Below are 21,792 nucleotides of genomic sequence, written 5' to 3'. Positions count from 1 at the left end.
GCAAAAACACTTAAGACATCACTTCGTTTGGGTGCTTTAGTTAAATATCTCTCCGCTGTACTTAAAATAAACCCTACTTCTTCTTCTAACGCTACAGGCTCTAATGACTCTTTCTCTATAGGAGTATCGGTTGTTCCCACGATAACTTTATCATGCCACGGCACTAAAAACAGCACTCTACCATCATCTGTCTTAGGAATCGTAATGGCATCATCATCTGGTAAAAATGATTTATCCAAAACCAAATGCACTCCTTGACTAGGTGCTATAGTTTTCTCTGCTCCAGGAGAATCCATTCTTAAAACATCATCTGCAAAAACACCAGTAGCATTTACTACTTGCTTCCCTTTTATTTCATATTTCTTCCCTGTTTCTTCATCCGTAAATGCAACTCCATTCAATTTGCCCTTATCATCTTTGAGCATACTGGTAACATTACAATAGTTTAAAATAACAGCACCCAAATCGGATGCACTTTGCAAAGTGTTAATTGCCATACGGGTATCATCAAACTGCCCATCATAATATACTACCCCTGCTGATATTTTCTTAGGGTTGATTGTAGAGATACGCTTTAATGTTTTGGCCTTAGAAATTCTTCTAGACCTTCCCAAACTCAATTTTCCCGCTAACAAATCGTAGAACGTCAACCCAACTGTATAGAGAATTTCGTCATATAAACCATGAGTAGGTATAATAAAAGATTGGCTTTTTACTAAATGAGGTGCGTTTTGAGTCATCAAGCCTCTTTCCACAACAGCCTCCCTAACTAATCCTATATCTCCTTGTGCTAAATATCTAATTCCACCATGCATTAGCTTAGTGGATTTACTTGATGTAGATTTAGTGAAATCGGATTTTTCCAGAAGAATAACAGAATAACCCCTAGCAGATGCCTCCAAAGCTATTCCTATTCCTGTTGCACCACCACCAATTACAACAAAATCAAATTCCTTAGAATCATCACCAATTTGCGCAATCATTTCTTCTCTTTTCATGACAGATAATTTTTGTTTAACTTTTTACAAAACTTTCGACTAAATAATAATACGAAATTTACTGAAAGACATCGAAAGTTTCCGAAAGTTTCCGAAAGTTACTATTTTTTTATTTATCCTTATCATGATAAATATCACATTTTTCTTTTTTATATATAAAAAAACAAAAAATCAAAAGATAAAAACCCTCATTTACCCTTATTTTATTACAAACCCAACGATATTCTTATAAATCGAAAAAAAACAAGAAAAATTAACATAAATATGATAAAGCCGCTAAAATAGAAGACTATTAATTTCAAATTCAAAATAGAAAAACATATTTTTGCTTATAAATAAATAACTAATGACATTAAATATTGTTGATCGTCACAAGCTAATTTTAAAGAAATTAGAAGAAAATGGTTATGTTACCGTAAACGACTTGAGTCGAGAGTTTGATGTTTCATTAGTAACAATTCGAAAGGATCTAAAACTATTAGAAGAAAGAAAATTACTATTTAGATCACACGGAAGAGCAATTCCTCTAAATCCTTATATAAAAGAACACAATGTCAACATTAAGGAAAAATTATATCCGCAAGAAAAAAACAGAATTGCGATTGCAGCAGGAGAAGCTTTAGAACCCCATGATTGTATCATTATAGCATCTGGCACATCTGTTATAGAATTTGCAAGACATATAAAGCCCGTTGAAGGTTTAACCGTACTAGCAGCTTCCTTAAATACCGCTCTAATTTTATCTAAAAACCCCAGCATAGATGTAATGCAACTAGGAGGAATGGTACGACATAGCTCTTCTTCTGTTGTTGGCCCTATTAGCGAAAAAATGTTGTCTGAATTTACGTTTACTAAACTATTCTTAGGTGTCGATGGTATTGATATTGATTTTGGACTAACAACAACGAACTCTATGGAGGCTTCTTTGAATAAAGCGATGATCAAAGCTGCTCAAAAAATTATAATCTTAGCCGATTCCTCTAAGTTTGGGAAAAAAGGATTTGGAAGAATTTGCGGACTGGAAGATGTGGATCAAATAATAACAGACAAAGGCATTGACGAAAAAACAAAGAATAGCTTATTAGAACAAGGTATAAACGTAACTATAGTATAAAGCCCTTTTACAACAGAAAAATCTCTTAAAACAAAGGATTTTAAACTTCTGACCCTTCTAGCAACATCGCTCAATAGATAATCTCATTTATCCTTTTATTTAACTCTTCGATACAATTCCGAAGTATCTAAAAATTCGGAAAGAACAATCTTACCGTCTCCATAAAAATATGTTTTAGAAGACCCTGTTGAAGTAAGTTCTAAACTTTCCTGCGCGCTTACTTTAGCTGTTGAAGATTCTCTTAACACAGCCACAACCTCCGTTGCTTGAAACTTTTCTGCTTTTAAATTAGCTTTCCCATTTAAGTCAATAGACAAACGATTGGTTACACCGTCTACTTTTGCCGAAGAATTTCCATGCATATCGATAGCCACAGAGCTACTCGTAGCATACAATCGTACATCTATGCGATCTTTTAAGGTAACCAACAAGGAATCTGTATCTACATTAAATTCACCCGTACTACTGCCTTCCATATTCACATGTACGATAGGAGCATTTGCGTTAAGTTGTAACTTGGCAGACTCATACATATTTATAAATAGCTCGTCTGAATTAACAACATCTTTCATTCGAATTCTACCTTCGTTTATGGTTATCGAATTCAACTTTTGATAATTAATGGTTATCTCCAACTTCTTTTTACTTGTTATTTTATAAAAAGAACTAATATGCAATGTGCTATCTACGACTTTAAATTTAAGCACATCAATTAAGTTATCATCTACATTTAAGACATACCCTTCTTGACCTGTGTTTTGAATATTAATATCTAAACCATCCTTAAGTTCAATCGCAGAAAAGGCTGGTAATTCTTGTACTACTTCAATAACATTCTTATTTCCTTTTATTTTCGGTTTTCTCTGTCCTTGTAATTGCGCACAAAATACAAAGAGAAGCATTAAAACTATTCTTTTCATTATTGTCAAATTAATTCAGTTAATGGTATTCTAACTTACAAAATATATTGCAGAAAGATCCTATTATATTTTGAAGTAGTATCAAAAAAAATGCCCAACTTTTTAAGTTGGGCATTTTTTTATTTTCTAAACATCAATTAATGATGCATTTCTTCTTCACCATCTTGTAAGGCTACGGTTTGTGGAATATAATCCTGTCCAGGAATAACATATTCGCCATTTGCATCTACCTTACTATAATCATAAGCCCAACGATGAACTTCTGGAATTGGACCATGCCAGTTACCATGAAAATGCTCATGTGGAGTTGTCCATTCTAGTGTATTAGATTTCCAAGGATTTAAAGAACCTTTCTTTCCATAAAATATACTACTGATAAAATTGTATAAAAATACTAATTGTGCTGCTGCTGCAATAATAGCAAATACAGTCATTAATACTTGTACATCAGTCAATTCATCGAACATAGGAAAAGCAGTATTTTCATAATATCTTCTTGGCACACCTGCCATACCTACAAAGTGCATTGGAAAAAACACACCATAAGCACAAACTGCAGTTATCCAAAAGTGAATATATCCTAAATTCTTATTCATCATTTTACCTTCAAACATTTTAGGGAACCAATGATACACACCAGCAAATAAACCGTACAATGCTGATATACCCATTACCAAGTGAAAGTGAGCTATTACAAAATACGTATCGTGAACGTTTATATCTAATGTACTATCTCCTAAAACAATACCTGTTAATCCGCCAGTAATGAAAGTAGAAACCAAACCTATAGAAAATAACATAGCTGGATTGAGCTGTAAGTTACCTTTCCAAAGCGTAGTTATATAATTAAAAGATTTTACTGCAGAAGGTATTGCAATCAATAGAGTTGTAAATGTAAATACAGACCCTAAGAATGGATTCATTCCAGATATAAACATGTGGTGCCCCCAAACGATAGTAGATAAGAAAGCAATTGCAATAATAGATGCAATCATAGCTCTATATCCAAAAATAGGCTTACGAGCATTGGTAGACATTACTTCTGAAGTAATACCTAATGCTGGCAATAATACAATATATACTTCTGGGTGGCCTAAAAACCAAAACAAATGTTCATATAAAACTGGCGAACCTCCTTGGTAATGTAACACTTCACCTTGAATAAAAATATCGGATAAAAAAAATGACGTTCCGAAACTTCTATCCATTATCAACAACAAAGCTGCAGACAATAATACAGGAAAACTAACTACACCAATAATTGCAGTTACAAAGAAAGCCCATATAGTTAAAGGCAATCTTGTCATTGACATTCCTTTTGTTCTTAAGTTAATTACCGTTACGATATAATTTAAAGACCCTAACAAAGAAGACGCAATGAATATAGCCATTGAAACCAACCATAATGTCATACCCATTCCAGAACCTGGTTGAGCCATAGGTAAAGCACTTAAAGGCGGGTAAATAGTCCAACCAGCAGCTGCAGGCCCAGCCTCAACGAACAAAGAACACAACATGATTACACTAGACAAAAAGAATAACCAATAAGACACCATATTTAAAAAACCAGATGCCATATCCCTTGCCCCAATTTGCAATGGAATTAATAAGTTACTGAAAGTACCACTTAAACCTGCCGTTAATACAAAGAATACCATGATAGTTCCATGAATAGTAACTAATGCTAAATAAATATCGGCATCCATTACTCCTCCTGGCGCCCATTTTCCAAGTACGGCTTCGAAAATAGGAAAAGACTCTCCTGGCCATGCTAATTGCATTCTAAATAATATAGACATTGCAATACCAATAGTACCCATAATTAAACCAGTAATTAAATACTGCTTTGAAATCATCTTATGATCGGTACTAAATATATATTTTGTTACAAAGGTTTCTTTGTGATGATGTCCATGATCATCATCGTGACCTTCTACCTGTGCATGTGCTGTTGCTGACATAATCGAACTAGTTTTTTATTAAGTTGAAGTTTTACTTTAATTATTGTACAGATGCTACTGTTTGCTTAAAAGTTTGTTGCCCTTTAAGCCACTCATTATACTCTTCTTCTGTTTCTACAATAATTTTCATCTGCATATTGTAATGCGATTTTCCACAAATCTTATTACAAAGTAAAATGTAGTCAAACTCCCAAGGATCCGAATTCTCTTCCCCTTTAGCAGCTCTCTTTGCTCTTATAGCATTAGTTCTTTTAACCTTATCTACAACATCTGGATCTAGTCTCATCTCGGCAGTTGTAGTAATTGGAGTAAAAGAGAATTCTGTAATCATTCCTGGAACACAATTCATTTGCGCTCTAAAATGAGGCATATAAGCAGAGTGTAATACGTCTTGCGAGCGCATTTTAAAATTAACCTTTCTTCCTACAGGTAAATGCAATTCTTTAACTAAAATATCATCAGCTCCATAGCTATCAGATTCATCTAAACCTAAAATATTAGCATTATCAATATCAATCATTCTAACATTAGCACCACCAAGAACATTATCGGCACCAGCATATCTGGCCGTCCAATTAAATTGTTGTGCATATAATTCTACAATAATAGGATCATCTTCATCATTTATATCCATGATTTCTGTCCAAGTATAAAGACCCCAAAGTATTAAACCCGCCAAAACAATCACAGGAATAATAGTCCATATAAACTCTAACTTGTCATTATCCGCATAGAATAATGCTTTATTTCCTTTTTTACCTCTATACTTATACCCAAAATAGTGCAATAACGCCTGGGTAAGCGTTTGTACTATAAAGATAATCACAAAGGAAACCAACATTAAAGAATCATATTCTGCTCCGTGTGCAGAGCCTGCTGTTGGTAATAAAACCTTAGTATACTTCCAAAAACTAAATATGGTTATACCATAAATAAAAATAAGAAAGGCAAATAGGAGATAACCGTTATACTTGTTATCCTCATCGTTTGCAACTTGTGAATCTTCCGTTTTAAGCTGAGATAATTCAAAGATTTTAGTCATTTGCCAAATAGCAACGGCAACTAAAACTAATACAGCTAAAGTCAATAGTGTAGTCATTGTATGATTTATAATTATAGCTTACTAATAATGAAAATGTCTACTCTCCTCAATAAAAGGATTTCGTTTTGGTTGTAATGGTGCTTTGCTCAATGCTCTAAATACCCAGAAGATAAATAAACCTGCAAAAAACAATACCGCTCCAATTTCTGGAATACCTATAAACCATTGATTACCAACTGTTGAAGGCATAATCATATTAAAGATATCCAAATAGTGGCCAGCTAATATAACAACACCAGACATAATAACAAACCAATTAACTCTTTTAAAATCACTATTCATTAATAGCAATAAAGGAAATACGAAGTTCATAACAATCATTCCAAAGAAAGGAAGTTTATAATCTCGTATACGTGTTATATAATATGTAACCTCTTCTGGGATGTCTGAGTACCAAATTAACATAAATTGCGAGAACCATAAATAGGTCCAAAAAACGCTAATACCAAACATGAATTTTGCTAAATCATGAATATGACTATCATTTACATCTGTTAAATGCCCTTTAGACTTTAAATAAATAGTCACCATAGCAATAACAGTAATACCTGAAACAAACATACTAGCAAATACGTACCATCCAAATAAGGTACTAAACCAATGCGGATCCACACTCATAATCCAATCCCATGACATCATTGATTCTGAAATAAGATAAAAAACTAAGAACGCAGCCGAAATTCTAAAGTTCAATTTAAAATTAGAATCATCAGTAGATTCATCTTGTCTTAAAGAAAGCTTTCTAGAATATTCTCTATACAATATCCATCCTCCTAAAAATATAGCTGCTCTTATTAAGAAGAATGTTGGGTTTAAGAAACCTTTTTTTCCTTGTAATAAATGATCATTTGCAACAACATCAGTATCCATCCAAACAAATAAATGGTTCATGTGCAATACAGACATTACTAAAATCACAAATACAATAATACCCCCTGGCACTAAATAAGACGTAATTGCCTCCATTACTCTAAACAGTAAAGGTGACCAGCCAGCTTGCGCCGCCCTTTGAATAGCATAAAAAGCTAACACCCCTAAGGATATCATCATAAAAAAGAATGCCGCTACATATAATGCAGCCCAAGGTTTGTTTTGTAATTGATGTAACAAATGCTCATCATGAGAAGAGTCATGTGAAGCCTCGTGCCCATGAGCCTCTTCAGCCACATGTTCTCCATGTTCATTAGCATCTGATTCTACAGCATGTGCATCTCCATGACCATTACTCTGACTAGCTACAATAGCTTTCGCCTCTTCAACAGTTCCTGGAGCGGATAAAAACCCAACACCAATACCTAATAATCCAACCGCCATCAATATGAAGGAAGCAATTTTTAATTTATTTGAAAACGTGTACATATCTTATTATCTATGTATTATTTTATTAAATCTTGTTTCAATGTCATTACATACTCAGAAACTTGCCACATTTCTTTTGTATTCATTTGGGATGCATAAGAACCCATAGAATTTAATCCATATTGTATGGTATGGAAAGTAGTTCCTACCGTTACGTTTCTTGCTGCATCGGCATAGCTAGGCACACCTAAAATCTTTTCTCTTTTCACCAAATTTCCTTGTCCCTTGCCTTTATTACCATGACAAATTCCACAATAAATGGTATACAATTCTTTTCCTTCAGCCAAGTTAACTTGCGATTGTAAAGAGTCTAATGGACTAGGATTTAATCTTGCAATTTCTTTACCTTCTAAAGTATTCTCAATACCATAAGGAATCCAACCTCTAGAAATAGTATTCTCTACTGGTTTTCTAGCTTCCATTCCATTAGGCATAAATTCAATTTGACCATAAGTCTCATAGCCAACAGACTCATACATGTTTGGCATATATTGATAATTAGGCCTACTCTTATCAGCACATGATGCAACTAAAAGCACCATTCCTAATACAATTACTATGTTTCTAAAACTGTTCATATTTAATGACTGTTTTTTTCTGATATATTTATTTCTACTGCTCCTGTATTTGCTAACAACTCTTTTAATTCATTTTCGTTATTATGAATTTCAATTTCCATTAAAAAATGGTCATCTGTTGTTCTAACATCTGGATTCTCTGCTTTTTTAAATGGCCACAATCTACTTCTAAGGTAAAAAGTTATCACCATTAAATGCGCTGCAAAAAATACGGTAAGTTCAAACATAATAGGCACAAAAGCAGGCATATTTTCTATATAACTAAAGCTTGGTTTTCCTCCAATATCTTGAGGCCAATCTTCTATCATTATATAATTCATCATAGTAACCGCAACAGCAAGACCAATACACCCATAAATAAATGCTGTAATAGCTAATCTTGTTGGGGCTAAGCCCATTGCTTTGTCTAACCCGTGTACAGGAAAAGGACAATACACTTCATCTATATGATGTTTTGCCGCTTTTACTTTCTTAACAGCAAGCATAAGCACATCATCATCATCGTAATAAGCATGTAAAACTTTAGACGCCATATCTATTTATTTGAATTTAATTTATTGGCTTGACCAGCCCAATCATCTCTCTGTGCACGACCAGGAAAAGAACCTGTAATAGAATCTAACAAATCATACTCCTTTTCTGTCATTTTACTAACTTGAGCAAAAGTGTGAATTCCTATCTCGTTTAGGGTAACTTCCATTTTTGGACCAATCCCTTTTACCTTTTTAAGATCATCAGCAGTATCTGTATCTGCATTAAAAACTCCAATAGTATCAAACAAGGCAGAAACTTCCTTGTCATCTATGTCTATAGTCTTTTCTTCTTCTTTTACAGTCTCCACTATTTCAGTTACACCATTAATCTGATATAATGGCTTCCCTGCATCTCTTAACTTCTTGTACTTATCACCAGAAGCCTTTAATATAGACTTAACCTCTGCCTGTGCAATTACAGGAAATGTTCTAGCATACAACAAGAACAACACAAAGAAGAATCCAATTGTCCCTATAAATATCCCTATATCAACAAAAGTAGGAGAGAACATAGACCAAGATGATGGCAAATAATCACGATGTAGCGAAGTAACAATAATTACAAAACGCTCGAACCACATCCCTATGTTTACAACAATAGAGATAAAGAAAGAAAACATAATACTTGTTCTTAATTTCTTAAACCACATAAATTGTGGAGAAAACACATTACAAGTCATCATAGACCAGTAAGCCCACCAATAAGGCCCTGTTGCTCTGTTTAAGAAAGCATACTGCTCGTATTCTACACCAGAATACCAAGCCATAAACAATTCTGTAATATATGCACAACCCACAATGGAACCTGTTAACATTATTACTATGTTCATCAACTCAATATGTTGTACTGTAATATAAGATTCTAAATGACACACTTTTCTCATAATAATCAATAGTGTGTTCACCATTGCAAATCCAGAGAAAATTGCTCCTGCCACAAAATATGGAGGAAATATAGTTGTATGCCATCCAGGTATTACCGAAGTAGCAAAATCAAAAGATACAATTGTATGTACAGAAAGTACCAATGGCGTAGCTAAACCAGCTAATACCAAAGAAACTTCTTCAAAACGTTGCCAATCTTTAGCACGACCACTCCAACCAAAACTTAATAAGCCGTATATTTTTTTCTGAAAAGGAAGAACTGCTCTATCTCTTAACATAGCAAAATCTGGTAATAAACCCGTCCACCAGAAAACCAGTGATACAGATAAATAGGTAGAAATTGCAAATACATCCCAAAGTAAAGGGGAATTAAAGTTTACCCACAAAGAACCAAACTGATTAGGTATGGGTAAAACCCAGTACGCTAACCAAGGACGCCCCATGTGTATGATAGGGAATAAACCTGCTTGAATTACAGAAAATATTGTCATAGCCTCTGCAGAACGGTTAATTGCCATTCTCCATTTTTGTCTAAACAATAATAATACAGCAGAAATTAAGGTCCCTGCATGACCAATACCTACCCACCAAACAAAGTTGGTAATATCCCAGGCCCAGTTTACCGTTTTATTAAGACCCCAAGTCCCAATACCCGTTGATACAGTATAAATTATACAACCCATTCCCCAAAGGAATGCTACCATTGCAATGGAAAAAACAATCCACCAATGCTTATTGGCTCTCCCTTCTACCGGAGCGGCAATATCAACTGTTACATCGTGGTAGCCTTTATCTCCAATTACTAGGGCTTTTCGTATAGGTGCTTCGTAATGCGACGCCATAGACTTTTATTATAGTTACTTTCTTATTATTTTTTTATGCTTCGTTTGTATTTCTTACCTGTACATGGTAAAAAACATTTGGCTTAGTTCCCACGTGTTCTAATAAATGATACATACGGTCACTTTCTTTTAAATGAGCCACCTTACTTTCTTTATCATTAACATCGCCAAAAACAATTGCCCCATCTCCACATGCAGAAGAACAAGCTGTTTGGAATTCACCATCTTCAATAACTCGACCATCTCTTTTAGCATCTAGAATGGTTTTTTGTGTTTTCTGAATACACATAGAACACTTCTCTATAACCCCTCTTGAACGTACATTTACATCCGGATTAAGAACCATTTTACCTAAATCATTATTCATATGATAATCGAACTCGTCATTATTATTATATAAGAACCAGTTAAATCTACGAACTTTATAAGGACAGTTGTTTGCACAATATCTTGTACCCACACACCTGTTATATGCCATTTGATTCTGACCTTGACGACCATGTGATGTTGCCGCAACAGGGCAAACAGTCTCACAAGGAGCATGATTACAATGCTGACACATTACTGGCTGAAAAGCTACTTGAGGATTAGCAGAAGGATCTTCCAACTCTCCAAATCCACTCAAAGAACCTTTATCTCCCCACAAACCATCAAACTCTTCCTTCTTGGTATCATCCGCTTCAAAACTTTCTTCGGAAGAATAATATCTATCAATACGCAACCAATGCATGTCCCTAGACATACGAACTTCAGCTTTACCAACAACAGGAACATTATTCTCTGCATGGCAAGCAATAACACAAGCACCACAACCGGTACACGCATTTAAGTCGACTGACATATTAAAGTGATGCCCAATAGTTCTATCAAAACTCTCCCATAAATCTACAGATGTAGCCGGCACCTCTTGGTGATCCAAAGAAACCATAGGCTGAGGATTCCACTCTTTATGGTTTTTAGTATTAAAAATTTCTAAAGTAGTCTCTTTAATAATATCCCCTCTACCCATAAGTGTCTTATGCAATTGCACACAAGCAAACTCATGATTCCCAGCAGATTTTTCTATAGATACAGATTGTATATTACTAAATCCTTGATACAAAGCAAAAGCATTAACCCCTGTTTGCATATCTTCTTTTAGACCCACTTTTTTACCATAACCCAAAGAAAGACCAATAGAATTTTTAGCCTGACCTGGTTGCACCACAACTGGCACTTTATCAACAACTACACCATTAACAGTAAGTTTAGCATAGCTACCATCCATTCCTCCATTTGCAACATTATGATTTTCTAAACCTAATGCTTCAGCATCTGCTTTAGAAACAGTAACATAATTATCCCAAGTCACCCTAGTGATAGGATCTGGAAACTCTTGTAACCAAGGATTACTAGCCTGCTGACCATCTCCCATTCCTGTTTTAGAATATAATGTCAACTCAAATCCACCTTCATTAGTAGCGTTTGACAAACTTCTTACAGCTGAACTCACAGACAACATATCCGCTTGTAGCTCTTCTTCTGTTTTAACAGCAACAGAAACAACCTCTTGCAAAGCTTCATCTTTAACAACAAAGACACCATCATGCAAAGCTACATTCCAATCCGAACCATTCAATACAGAAGCAGTCCAAGTTTCCTTTACAAAATCATAATACGTAGCCTCACTACCCATCCAGCTCAATAAAGAAGATTGAAACTGACGCGTATCAAACAATTCTTTTATTGCTGGCTGTATTAGACTATAATATCCTTTCTTAATTTCAACATCACCCCAAGATTCCAAGTAATGATTAGAAGCAGCCGTATAAGTAGCAACTTCTGTAGTCTCATTCCAGTTTGTTGCATAAGCAACAGAAATATCTACTTTCTCGACACCAGTTTTAAAATCAGCAGAATTCGGCAAAGTATACACAGGATTAACCCCATCCATAACCAAAACACCAACTTTACCAGCATTCATATCCGCAATTAATTTATTAACCGCTTTTACATTACCTTGTCTTATATATCTAGGAGCCGCCGCATCATAAGCAACACTACCTAACATTTCATTTATAGCAAGAACTACAGATTGAGCATTCTCGTCATCTAGCCCAGTCACAACAACGGAACCTTTTTTATTCTTATTTATTAATGCAGCCGCTCTACCAACAGCCTCTTCTGCATATGCAGGAATTTCCCCAGCAACAGAACCTCCAGAAAGCTTAGCATACAACTTAGCTAATGCTATTTTTTGTTGCGTCGGAGTTAAAGTAATACGCTTATCGGCATTTGCACCCGCCAAAGACATATTAGCCTCAAACTGCACATGCTTAGACATTTTTCCATTTTTCGGAACACGTCCTTTAGAATAACCACTACTGTATCCACCCCCTTGCCAGTCACCAATAATATCAGCACCAAAAGAAACTATTAAATCTGCTTTTTCAAAATCGTAATCCGCCAAAGCTCTTTTTCCATACTTGTTTTCAAAAGCATTTAAAGCCGCGTCTTGCGATATAGCATCATAAACTACATGATTAATATTTGGATTAACCACCTTATACTGTTCGATTAATCTTGCTGTAGATGGACTAGCATAAGATTGCGTCAAAAACACAACCTGCTTACTCGTATCCTTTAATGCCTCTATTTTAGACTTAACATCCGCATCTAAAACACTCCACTCAACAGCTTCGCCAGCCTTAGAAGCCCCTTGCAACCTTGTACTATCATATAAAGACAAAACAGAAGCCTGTACTCTTGCATTTGCAAAACCACCAACCTTAGCATCCGTATTATTCTCCACCTTAATAGGCCTTCCCTCCCTAGTCTTTATTAAAACACTAGCAAAATCAAAACCATTCGCAATAGTAGTAGCATAATAATTAGCTACTCCAGGAACAATATTCTCTGGCTGCACAACATAAGGAATAGTCTTAACCACAGGACCTTCACATGCCGCTAAAGAAGCAGCAGCTGTACTAAAACCAACGTATTTTAAGAAATCTCTTCTATTTGTATTAGATTCCGATAAGTTCTCCTTATCCCCTAAAAACTCATCAACAGGAATTTCTTCAACAAATTCGTTCTGTTTTAGCGTCTCAACAATGGAATCGTTAGGATTTAGCTCCGCTTCGTTTTTCCAGTATTTTTTGTTTGATGCCATACTTAATATATGTAATTAGCTTCTTTTAATTAAAATTAATAGTGACATTTTCCACATTCCAAACCACCCATCTGAGCAGCAGTAAGCTTATCTACACCATATTTTTTAGAAAGTTCAGTGTGTATTTTTTCGTAATACGCATTGCCTTCAACTTTAACATTTGTTTCCCTGTGACAGTTAACACACCATCCCATTGTTAATGGAGAGTACTGGTACATAATTTCCATTTCCTCTACTGGACCATGACAAGTCTGACACTCTATCCCCGCAACAGACACATGCTGTGAGTGATTAAAATACGCAAAATCAGGAAGATTATGAATACGAACCCATTCTACTGGCTCACTTTCTCCTGTGTAACCTTGATTCTCTTCATCCCACCCAACAGCTTTATACAGCTTTTTAATTTCACCTGTATAAAACTCATTAGTATAACCATTCTCTAAATCTTCCTTAGAAGGCCCTTCAGCATTACCTTTATACTCATAAATTGACTTATGACAATTCATACAAACATTTAAAGCCGGAACACCAGAAGTCTTAGAAACGCGAGCAGAAGAGTGACAATATTTACACTCCACTTTATTATCTCCAGCATGCACTTTATGAGAAAAATGTATTGGCTGTATTGGAGCATACCCTTGATCAACACCTACCTGCATCATCCATCCATAAGCAAAGTAAGCACTTCCCAATAACATAAAAATAACAGTCACCAAAACCAAAAATTGATTCTGAGCAAAAGCCTTCCATATAGGCAATCTTTTTTCTGCGTTATCCTTCTCTAAGGAAACACCATTAGCCTCCGCTACACGCCTTAAAGTCTTATTAACCAAGAACAACATCATAACCAAAAGACCAAAAACACAAGTTAATGCCCCCAAAATTATTTCATTAGAAATTCCTGAAGAACCACCTCCCGACGCTGCAACAGCATTATCTGCAACTGCAACAACCGGAACCGCTGGCGGTTCAGCCGTATAAGCCAATATATTATCAATATCTGCATTGGACAAAGTAGGAAAAGCCGTCATAGCCGCTTCACTATACTCTGCATACACCTTATTAGCATACGCATCCCCAGACTTAATAAGTCCAGAGCTGTTTTTAATCCAAGAATACAACCACTCCCTATCCAACCCTTCGTTCTCCGCAAGACGCTCTTCTACTTTTTCCAAAGCAGGACCAGTCATTTTACGAGTTAAAGAGTGACAAGCTGCACAATTTTGATTAAACAACGCTTTTCCTTTTGCAGCATCGCCACTAGATGCACTTGCACCATCTTGAGCTAAAGCTGAAACGGAAAAAAGCAAGAAAAGCACCACGCTAATGTTTAGTACTTTAAAAATCTGATTGCGGTTTATAACCTTTTTCATATAATAGAATGTTTCAATCGAAATTTATGGCATGATATTAGTCATTTGTTATTTAAAAATAACCACACCCCTACCTGAATTGATCGCAAAAATACAACATAGACTTTATTTTGAAAATGTTAAGGTATCTATAATTTGTAATTTATAACAATTCTAAATAAATCAAAAAAACACAGAAATGACTTTTAAAATTTACATTTGCACAGCTCTAAATTTTATAAACGCAACAAGATGAAAACATTACTAACAATAACTGTATTCGTAGCATTTACTACTTTTATCCATGCTCAAGACGGACAAGTAACTATAAGTCAGGACGATAAAATTGTTAAACTATTGGACATATACAAATCCGCATCAAACAATTCTAATTATTATAGGATACAGGTGGGATTTGGCTCTTACGCCAAGGCTCAGAGAATCAAATCTAATGTTGAAGTTGATTTTCCCAACCTAGTATCTAAAATTGATTTCGACTCCCCTACCTATCGAGTACGACTAGGACGCTTTAAGTCGAAATTAGATGCCGAACGGAAGTTTAAAGAAGTTCGAAAAAAATACTCAGAAGCGATATTACTAAAACCAAAAAAATCGACCAAATAGGTCGATTTTTTTTTATTCAATTATTTAAGGCCTAAAGTTTATTTCAACTTTTTCTTCACTGCAACTTCCTGGAAAGCCTCTATTACATCACCTTCTTTAATATCATTGTAGTTCTTTATCTGCAATCCACAATCATATCCTTTAGCCACTTCTTTTGCATCATCTTTAAATCGTTTTAAAGAAGCAAATTCACCTGTATAAATTACAACTCCATCTCGAATTAATCTAATATTAGAGTTTCTAAAGATTTTACCAGTAGTAACCATACAACCAGCAATAGTTCCAATTTTAGAAATTTTAAATGTCTCCCGTATTTCCGCAGTTCCATTAATTTCTTCCTTCATCTCTGGAGAAAGCATTCCCTCCATTGCATCTTTAAGATCATTAATCGCCGCATAAATAATAGAATACATTCTGATATCTATTTCTTCTTTTTCTGCTACTGCTCTAGCATTACCCATTGGACGAACATTAAACCCAATAATCACGGCATCTGAAGCCGAAGCTAACAATACATCTGATTCCGTAATTGGACCAACACCCTTATGAATGATATTAACCTGAATCTCTTCTGTTGATAATTTCTGGAATGAATCTGTAAGAGCCTCAACCGAACCATCCACATCACCCTTAAGGATAATATTAAGTTCTTTAAAGTCTCCTAACGCAATTCTTCTTCCTATTTCATCTAAAGTAATATGCCTCTGCGTTCTCACGGATTGCTCGCGCTGTAATTGAGAACGTCTAGTAGCAATTTGCTTAGCCTCACGCTCATCTTCTAAGACATTAAACTTATCCCCTGCCTGAGGAGCTCCATCTAATCCTAAAATTGAAATTGGGGTCGAAGGACCTGCCTCCATAACACTCTTTCCTCTTTCATCATGCATTGCCTTAATCTTACCACTAGTGGTACCCGCCAATACATAGTCTCCTATTTTTAAAGTACCCGCCTGAACTAATACCGTAGAAACATATCCTTTTCCTTTATCTAAAAAGGCTTCTACCACAGTACCTATTGCCGCTTTCTCAGGGTTAGCTTTTAACTCTAACAATTCAGCCTCTAATAATACTTTCTCTAAAAGTTCTTTTACACCATCGCCTGTTTTTGCCGAAATATCATGGGATTGAATTTTACCACCCCAATCTTCTACCAACAAATTCATTTGAGCAAGACCTTCTTTAATTTTATCCGGATTAGCCGTAGGCCTATCTATCTTATTAATTGCAAATACAATTGGCACACCAGCTGCCTGAGCATGACTAATTGCTTCTTTAGTTTGCGGCATTATATCATCATCCGCAGCAACTACAATAATAGCAATATCTGTTACCTGAGCACCTCTAGCACGCATTGCCGTAAAGGCCTCGTGACCTGGCGTATCTAAGAATGCTATTTTCTGGCCATCTTCCAATGTTACACCATAAGCACCAATATGCTGTGTAATTCCACCGCTTTCTCCAGCGATTACATTTTCTTGACGGATATTATCTAATAAAGAAGTTTTACCGTGATCCACATGCCCCATTACAGTAACAATAGGAGCCCTAGACTTTAAATCTTCTGGAGCATCTTCCTCTTCTACAATACTCTCTTCAATATCAGCAGTAATAAACTCCACTTCATAACCAAATTCAGACGCAACAATAGACAATGTCTCTGCATCCAACCTTTGATTCATAGTAACCATGATACCTAATGACATACAAGCAGAAATAATTTCTGTCGTACCCACTTCCATCATAGTAGCCACTTCACTTGCTGTAACAAATTCAGTAACTTTAAGAATCTTACTTTCTAATTCTTGTTTCTCTAAATCTTTCTCCGTTTGTTGACGGTGCGTATCTCTCTTATCTCTTCTATACTTAGCACCTTTACCTTTTTTAGATTTACCCTGAAGTTTCTCTAAGGTTTCACGCACTTGCTTTTGAACATCTTCCTCTGTAGGCTCTACTTTAGCTACTTGACCAAAAGGTTTTCTTCCTTTACCAGCTGCATTATTTCCTCTAGGACCAGTTCCTCTAGCACCAGGTCTTGCTTGTGGACGACCAACACCTGAACCACTAGCATTATTACTAACTATTCTTCTTCTACGTTTCTTTTTATCTGCACCCGCATTAGAATCCTTAGCCTCCTCTTTCTTCTTTTTAGGCTTTTGAAATTTAGATAAATCTATTTTTGCACCCGTAATTTTAGGCCCTGTTAACTTTTTATACTGTGTAGTTAAAGTTTCATTTTCAGGAGCTTTAACCTCTTCTCCTTCCGAAGTTTCCGGCTTTTTTTCCTCCACCTTTTCAACTACCGGAGCCTCAGCAACCTTCTTCTCTTCTTTAAGTTCTGGCTTTTTCTCTTCTTTAACTTCTGGCTTCTTCTCTACTTTTACCTCTTCAACCTTAGCTTCTTTTTTAACCTCAACAACAGGAACCTCTTCTACTTTCTTTTCCTCAACAACAGGTACTGTCTTCTCAACAACGATTTCCGCTTTAGGCTCTGGCGCTTTTTCCTCTGCTACTGGCTTAATAATTTCAGCTCCTTTTTTCTTCGGATTTAGATCTATCTTACCAACAGTCTTTGGACCAGCTAATTCTACCTTAGCTTTAATAATACGCTCCGAAGCATTTCTTTTCTCCCTAACAAGCCTTCTTTCTTCTTGTTCTTGTTCTAACTGAACACGAATTGCCTCTTTCTCTTTTCTTTTCTCTTCTCCAACCTCTTTAGACGCAACTTTTTTACTCATATCCGTCTGGAATTCATCCAAAAGGACTTGGTAAACTTCATCAGATATCTTAGTCGTAGGCCTTGCCTCCACTGAATGACCTTTTGTACCAAGGTAATCCACTGCCCTATCCAATGAAATATTAAGCTCACGAAGAACTTTATTAAGTCTTATTTTTGCATTGTCTGCCATAAATACTGATTCCCGTTCTTAAAAATTACTGCTAATATATAGTTAATCTTCTAATTCTTCTTTTAGAATTCGAACAACTTCTACAATTGTTTCTTCTTCTAAATCAGTTCTTTTAACTAGATCACTAACATCTTGTTCTAAAACACTTCTTGCAGTGTCCATACCAATCTTCTTGAATTCTTCAATAATCCAAGCATCGATCTCATCTTTAAATTCCGCTAACTCAACATCTTCTTCGACACCTTCGCGGAATACATCTATCTCATAACCAGTCAACTGACCAGCTAAACGAATATTATGACCACCCCTACCAATTGCCTTAGAAACCTCTTCTGGCCTTAGATAAACTTGAGCTGTCATTTTCTCATCATTAAGCTTCACTGAAGATACTCTTGCAGGACTCAATGCTCTTGTTACCAATAATTGTGGATTACTCGTCCAATTGATAACATCTATATTTTCATTACCTAATTCTCTTACTATACCATGAATACGAGAACCTTTCATCCCCACACATGCTCCTACTGGATCAATACGATCATCATAAGAATCTACAGCAACTTTTGCTTTTTCACCTGGAATACGAACCGCCTTTTTAACTGTAATTAAACCATCAAACACTTCTGGTATTTCTTGAAAAAATAATTGCTCCAAAAACTTAGGAGAACTTCTTGACATAATTATACTAGGCTTACTTCCTTTTAACTCTACACTTTCAATAATACCACGAACATTATCTCCTTTACGGAAAAAATCAGATGGTATCTGTCTGTCTTTTGGCAAAATTATTTCATTCCCCTCATCATCTAACATAATAATTGCTTTATGTCTTATGTGATGAACTTCTGCTGTATAAATCTCCCCTTCTAAATCCTTAAATTGCTTATAAATAGTAGTATTATCATGCTCATGGATTTTAGAAATAAGATTTTGACGTAATGCCAAAATAGCTCTTCTTCCTAAATCTATTAACTTAACCTCTTCCGAAACGTCCTCTCCTACTTCAAAATCTGGCTCAATCTTACGAGCTTCCGTTAAAGATATTTCCTCATTAGGCTCTTCTACTTCACCGTCCTCAACAACGATTCTATTTCTCCAAATTTCTAAATCTCCTTTATCTGGATTTATAATAATATCAAAGTTATCATCCGAACCGAATTTCTTTTTCAAAGCGTTTCTAAAAACATCCTCTAAAATCGCCATAAGCGTAACTCGGTCGATAAATTTATCATCTTTAAATTCCGAGAAAGATTCAATTAGCGCAATATTTTCCATTTTTACTTATCTATTAAAATTTTAATACAACTTTTGCTTTCTTAATTTCAGAAAAAGGGATCTCCATTTTTTTCTGAACCGTAACTTTACCCTTACCTATTGGTTTTGGCTCTCTTGCCTTCCACTCTAAAGTAATACATTCTTCATTTGCATCCGTTAGACTACCTTCATAAGAAGAACTTTCCGTTTCAACTTCGACTTTCCTCCCAATGTTCTTCCTATACTGTCTTGGCAACATTAACGGAGAAGAAACTCCTGCCGAAGCAATTTCTAAAGAAAAATCTTCTTCTTCTCTATCTAAATTATGCTCTATTGCCCTACTTACTCTCACACAATCTTTAACCGTAACCCCATTATCTCCATCGATAACAACGTTAATTTTATTATCCACCGTAATTGTAAAATCTATCAAAAAAATAGATTCATCTTCTTGCAAAGCAACATCTAACAACTCTTTTACCCTATGTTTGAGCATAATTTTAAGTAATAAAAGAGGGGACAAAATGTCCCCTCACGAATACTTCATATCCTTTCAGTTTTGCAAATATACAAATAATTTTATTTTCTGCCATAGGCTTAAGCCACTAATTTAAAGACCTAAAAACAAGATAAATAGTAGAATTTTATTTTTTGATTCCAAAATACACTTATATTTTGCCTTAAATTACAATCTAGATGTCTTATTTTTAAACCAATAATTAACAAACCAAAGATACATTTTATGGAAATATTTTCTTCTTACAATCTTATAATAGGAGCCTCAGTTATTGTCGTTCTTTCTTTTTGGTTTAATGGAATTTCTAAAAAAACAAATATACCCTCCGTATTAATGCTTATTGTTTTAGGCATAATACTACAATACGCTTTAAAATATTTTATTCCGGATTTGCCAAATTTTGAAGGAGCACTAGAACTCTTAGGCATTGTAGGGCTTATAATGATTGTTCTAGAAGCCGCATTGGAACTCGAATTAAAGAAAAGCAAGATTATCCCTATCTTAAAAGCAATGGCCATTGCTTTAATTGGATTAATAGGTTCCGCTTGGGTTGCCGCATTAATCCTCCATTATTTTATCCTAGACATGAGTATGCAATCTGCATGGTTATATGCAACTCCACTCTCCATTCTTTCTAGCGCTATTATTATCCCAAGTGTTAGTGGACTCTCTGACAAAAAAAAAGAGTTTCATATTTACGAAAGCACCTTTTCGGATATTATAGGAATAATGATGTTCTACTTCCTAATAGGAGGCTTAAATCCTACTGAAAATTCTGGGGTAGCAGGTTTTGCAGGAAACATCGCCCTAACCATTGTAATTGCATTAATAGCGAGCTACGCAATAATACTTATTTTTCAACGCATAAAAAGCCAAGCGAAACAATTTTTACTTATCGCGGTATTACTACTTCTATATGCCATAGGAAAAAAGATGCATCTTTCTTCTTTAATTATAATTCTGATATTCGGATTGGTAATCGCCAATGTTAAGCTCTTTTTCCCAGGAAAAACTAAAATCTTTTTAGAAAGCGAAAAAATACAGCAAATATATCATGAACTACATATTATAACTCTAGAAACAGCCTTTGTAGTTCGGACCTTTTTCTTTGTAATATTCGGCATAACCATTGTGCTTTCTTCCCTATTTAATCTTACCGTAGTTTTTGTAAGCCTCTTAATTATTGCATCCATCTATATCATTCGCTTCTTAATTCTTAAAATATTCTTCGGTAAGGATATTTTACCTCAATTGTTTATTGCTCCCAGAGGACTAATCACTGTTCTTCTATTTTATGCGATACCTAAAGAGGCACAAGTTGTCGCTTTTGAATCTGGGATTCTTCTTTTTGTAATTATTACCACAAGTCTTATTATGACATGGGCAATGATAAAAGACAAACGTAAAATGAATACTTTACTAGACGAAATAGATGATGAAATGATAGAAAGAAATGAAGCAGAAGATATACTCCAAGAAAAACAAAACGAACAGGAACGGCTTTTAGAAACAAATGACGACTCTTTTAAAGCTACCGAAGGAGAAAACAACCAGAACTCCGACAAATAATAATTTCACCTCAGAAATAACATTAAATGCAACCTGATAATTTTACAACTTCATTTTTTGGAATTGGTATTCAAAACGGAAAAACACCAGAAAACTTAGGCGTTCTATGGCGTACAGCGCAAAA

At 35.1% G+C, this 21,792-nt stretch carries 16 protein-coding genes and 1 pseudogene; 4 read left to right on the top strand and 13 right to left on the bottom strand.

Going from position 1 to position 21,792, the window contains the following annotated elements:
• Window positions 1–998 (bottom strand): glycerol-3-phosphate dehydrogenase/oxidase (locus tag QZZ51_RS10675; protein ID WP_291869432.1); only part of this gene is annotated, 998 nt, incomplete at its 3' end.
• 346 nt (window positions 999–1,344) lie between these two features.
• Here QZZ51_RS10675 and QZZ51_RS10670 point away from each other — a divergent pair.
• Window positions 1,345–2,112: a DeoR/GlpR family DNA-binding transcription regulator gene (locus QZZ51_RS10670; RefSeq protein ID WP_291869430.1), complete on the top strand. Its 768-nt coding sequence runs from the start codon at window positions 1,345–1,347 to the stop codon at window positions 2,110–2,112.
• A 95-nt stretch (window positions 2,113–2,207) separates the two neighbouring features.
• On the opposite strand, the gene QZZ51_RS10665 is transcribed toward QZZ51_RS10670, so the two are convergent.
• The 9 genes from QZZ51_RS10665 to QZZ51_RS10625 all read right to left on the bottom strand — a co-directional run bounded on the left by QZZ51_RS10665 (window position 2,208) and on the right by QZZ51_RS10625 (window position 14,819).
• Window positions 2,208–3,032 carry a DUF2807 domain-containing protein gene (locus QZZ51_RS10665; RefSeq protein WP_291869428.1) on the bottom strand — a complete coding sequence of 275 codons (825 nt, stop codon included), beginning with the start codon at window positions 3,030–3,032 and terminating at the stop codon, window positions 2,208–2,210.
• A gap of 137 nt (window positions 3,033–3,169) precedes the next feature.
• Window positions 3,170–4,993 (bottom strand): cbb3-type cytochrome c oxidase subunit I, encoded by a 1,824-nt coding sequence (locus QZZ51_RS10660; protein ID WP_291869426.1) that lies wholly within the window; start codon window positions 4,991–4,993, stop codon window positions 3,170–3,172.
• Window positions 4,994–5,033: 40 nt separating this feature from the next.
• Window positions 5,034–6,092 (bottom strand): cytochrome c oxidase subunit II, encoded by a 1,059-nt coding sequence (locus tag QZZ51_RS10655; protein WP_291869424.1) that lies wholly within the window; start codon window positions 6,090–6,092, stop codon window positions 5,034–5,036.
• Window positions 6,093–6,116: 24 nt separating this feature from the next.
• A complete protein-coding gene (locus tag QZZ51_RS10650) occupies window positions 6,117–7,454 on the bottom strand; it encodes a quinol:cytochrome C oxidoreductase (RefSeq protein WP_291869422.1) in 1,338 nt (445 codons plus the stop codon).
• 17 nt (window positions 7,455–7,471) lie between these two features.
• Window positions 7,472–8,032, bottom strand: a complete 561-nt coding sequence (locus tag QZZ51_RS10645) for a cytochrome c (RefSeq protein ID WP_291869419.1) — start codon at window positions 8,030–8,032, stop codon at window positions 7,472–7,474.
• 2 nt (window positions 8,033–8,034) lie between these two features.
• Window positions 8,035–8,565: a DUF3341 domain-containing protein gene (locus QZZ51_RS10640; protein ID WP_291869417.1), complete on the bottom strand. Its 531-nt coding sequence runs from the start codon at window positions 8,563–8,565 to the stop codon at window positions 8,035–8,037.
• Window positions 8,566–8,567: 2 nt separating this feature from the next.
• Window positions 8,568–10,292, bottom strand: a complete 1,725-nt coding sequence (gene nrfD, locus QZZ51_RS10635) for an NrfD/PsrC family molybdoenzyme membrane anchor subunit (RefSeq protein ID WP_291869415.1) — start codon at window positions 10,290–10,292, stop codon at window positions 8,568–8,570.
• 34 nt (window positions 10,293–10,326) lie between these two features.
• Window positions 10,327–13,443, bottom strand: coding sequence for a TAT-variant-translocated molybdopterin oxidoreductase (locus QZZ51_RS10630; RefSeq protein ID WP_291869413.1), 3,117 nt, complete (start codon window positions 13,441–13,443; stop codon window positions 10,327–10,329).
• A 35-nt stretch (window positions 13,444–13,478) separates the two neighbouring features.
• The gene (locus QZZ51_RS10625; RefSeq protein WP_291869411.1) at window positions 13,479–14,819 is read right to left on the bottom strand and encodes a c-type cytochrome; all 1,341 of its coding nucleotides are present in this window, start codon (window positions 14,817–14,819) and stop codon (window positions 13,479–13,481) included.
• Window positions 14,820–15,050: 231 nt separating this feature from the next.
• On the opposite strand from QZZ51_RS10625, the gene QZZ51_RS10620 reads away from it, so the two are divergent.
• Window positions 15,051–15,422 carry an SPOR domain-containing protein gene (locus QZZ51_RS10620; protein ID WP_291869409.1) on the top strand — a complete coding sequence of 124 codons (372 nt, stop codon included), beginning with the start codon at window positions 15,051–15,053 and terminating at the stop codon, window positions 15,420–15,422.
• Between the two features lie 38 nt (window positions 15,423–15,460).
• On the opposite strand, the gene infB is transcribed toward QZZ51_RS10620, so the two are convergent.
• The 3 genes from infB to rimP are packed head-to-tail and all read right to left on the bottom strand — an operon-like array spanning window position 15,461 to window position 20,078.
• Window positions 15,461–18,328 (bottom strand): translation initiation factor IF-2, encoded by a 2,868-nt coding sequence (infB, locus tag QZZ51_RS10615; protein ID WP_291869407.1) that lies wholly within the window; start codon window positions 18,326–18,328, stop codon window positions 15,461–15,463.
• Window positions 18,329–18,370: 42 nt separating this feature from the next.
• The gene (nusA, locus tag QZZ51_RS10610; protein ID WP_291869405.1) at window positions 18,371–19,603 is read right to left on the bottom strand and encodes a transcription termination factor NusA; all 1,233 of its coding nucleotides are present in this window, start codon (window positions 19,601–19,603) and stop codon (window positions 18,371–18,373) included.
• Between the two features lie 13 nt (window positions 19,604–19,616).
• A complete protein-coding gene (rimP, locus tag QZZ51_RS10605; RefSeq protein WP_291869403.1) occupies window positions 19,617–20,078 on the bottom strand; it encodes a ribosome assembly cofactor RimP in 462 nt (153 codons plus the stop codon).
• 246 nt (window positions 20,079–20,324) lie between these two features.
• Here rimP and QZZ51_RS10600 point away from each other — a divergent pair, with 246 nt between their 5' ends.
• Both QZZ51_RS10600 and QZZ51_RS10595 read left to right on the top strand, forming a co-directional pair.
• The gene (locus QZZ51_RS10600) at window positions 20,325–21,668 is read left to right on the top strand and encodes a cation:proton antiporter (RefSeq protein WP_291869401.1); all 1,344 of its coding nucleotides are present in this window, start codon (window positions 20,325–20,327) and stop codon (window positions 21,666–21,668) included.
• A gap of 26 nt (window positions 21,669–21,694) precedes the next feature.
• Window positions 21,695–21,792, top strand: a pseudogene (locus tag QZZ51_RS10595) (TrmH family RNA methyltransferase); the annotation flags it as partial.

The sequence above is a fragment of the Maribacter sp. genome (genome assembly GCF_016744255.1).
GTDB lineage: Bacteria > Bacteroidota > Bacteroidia > Flavobacteriales > Flavobacteriaceae > Maribacter_B.
The sequence above is the reverse complement of the archived record's forward strand: the minus strand, read 5'-3'. Positions and strand labels throughout refer to the sequence as shown.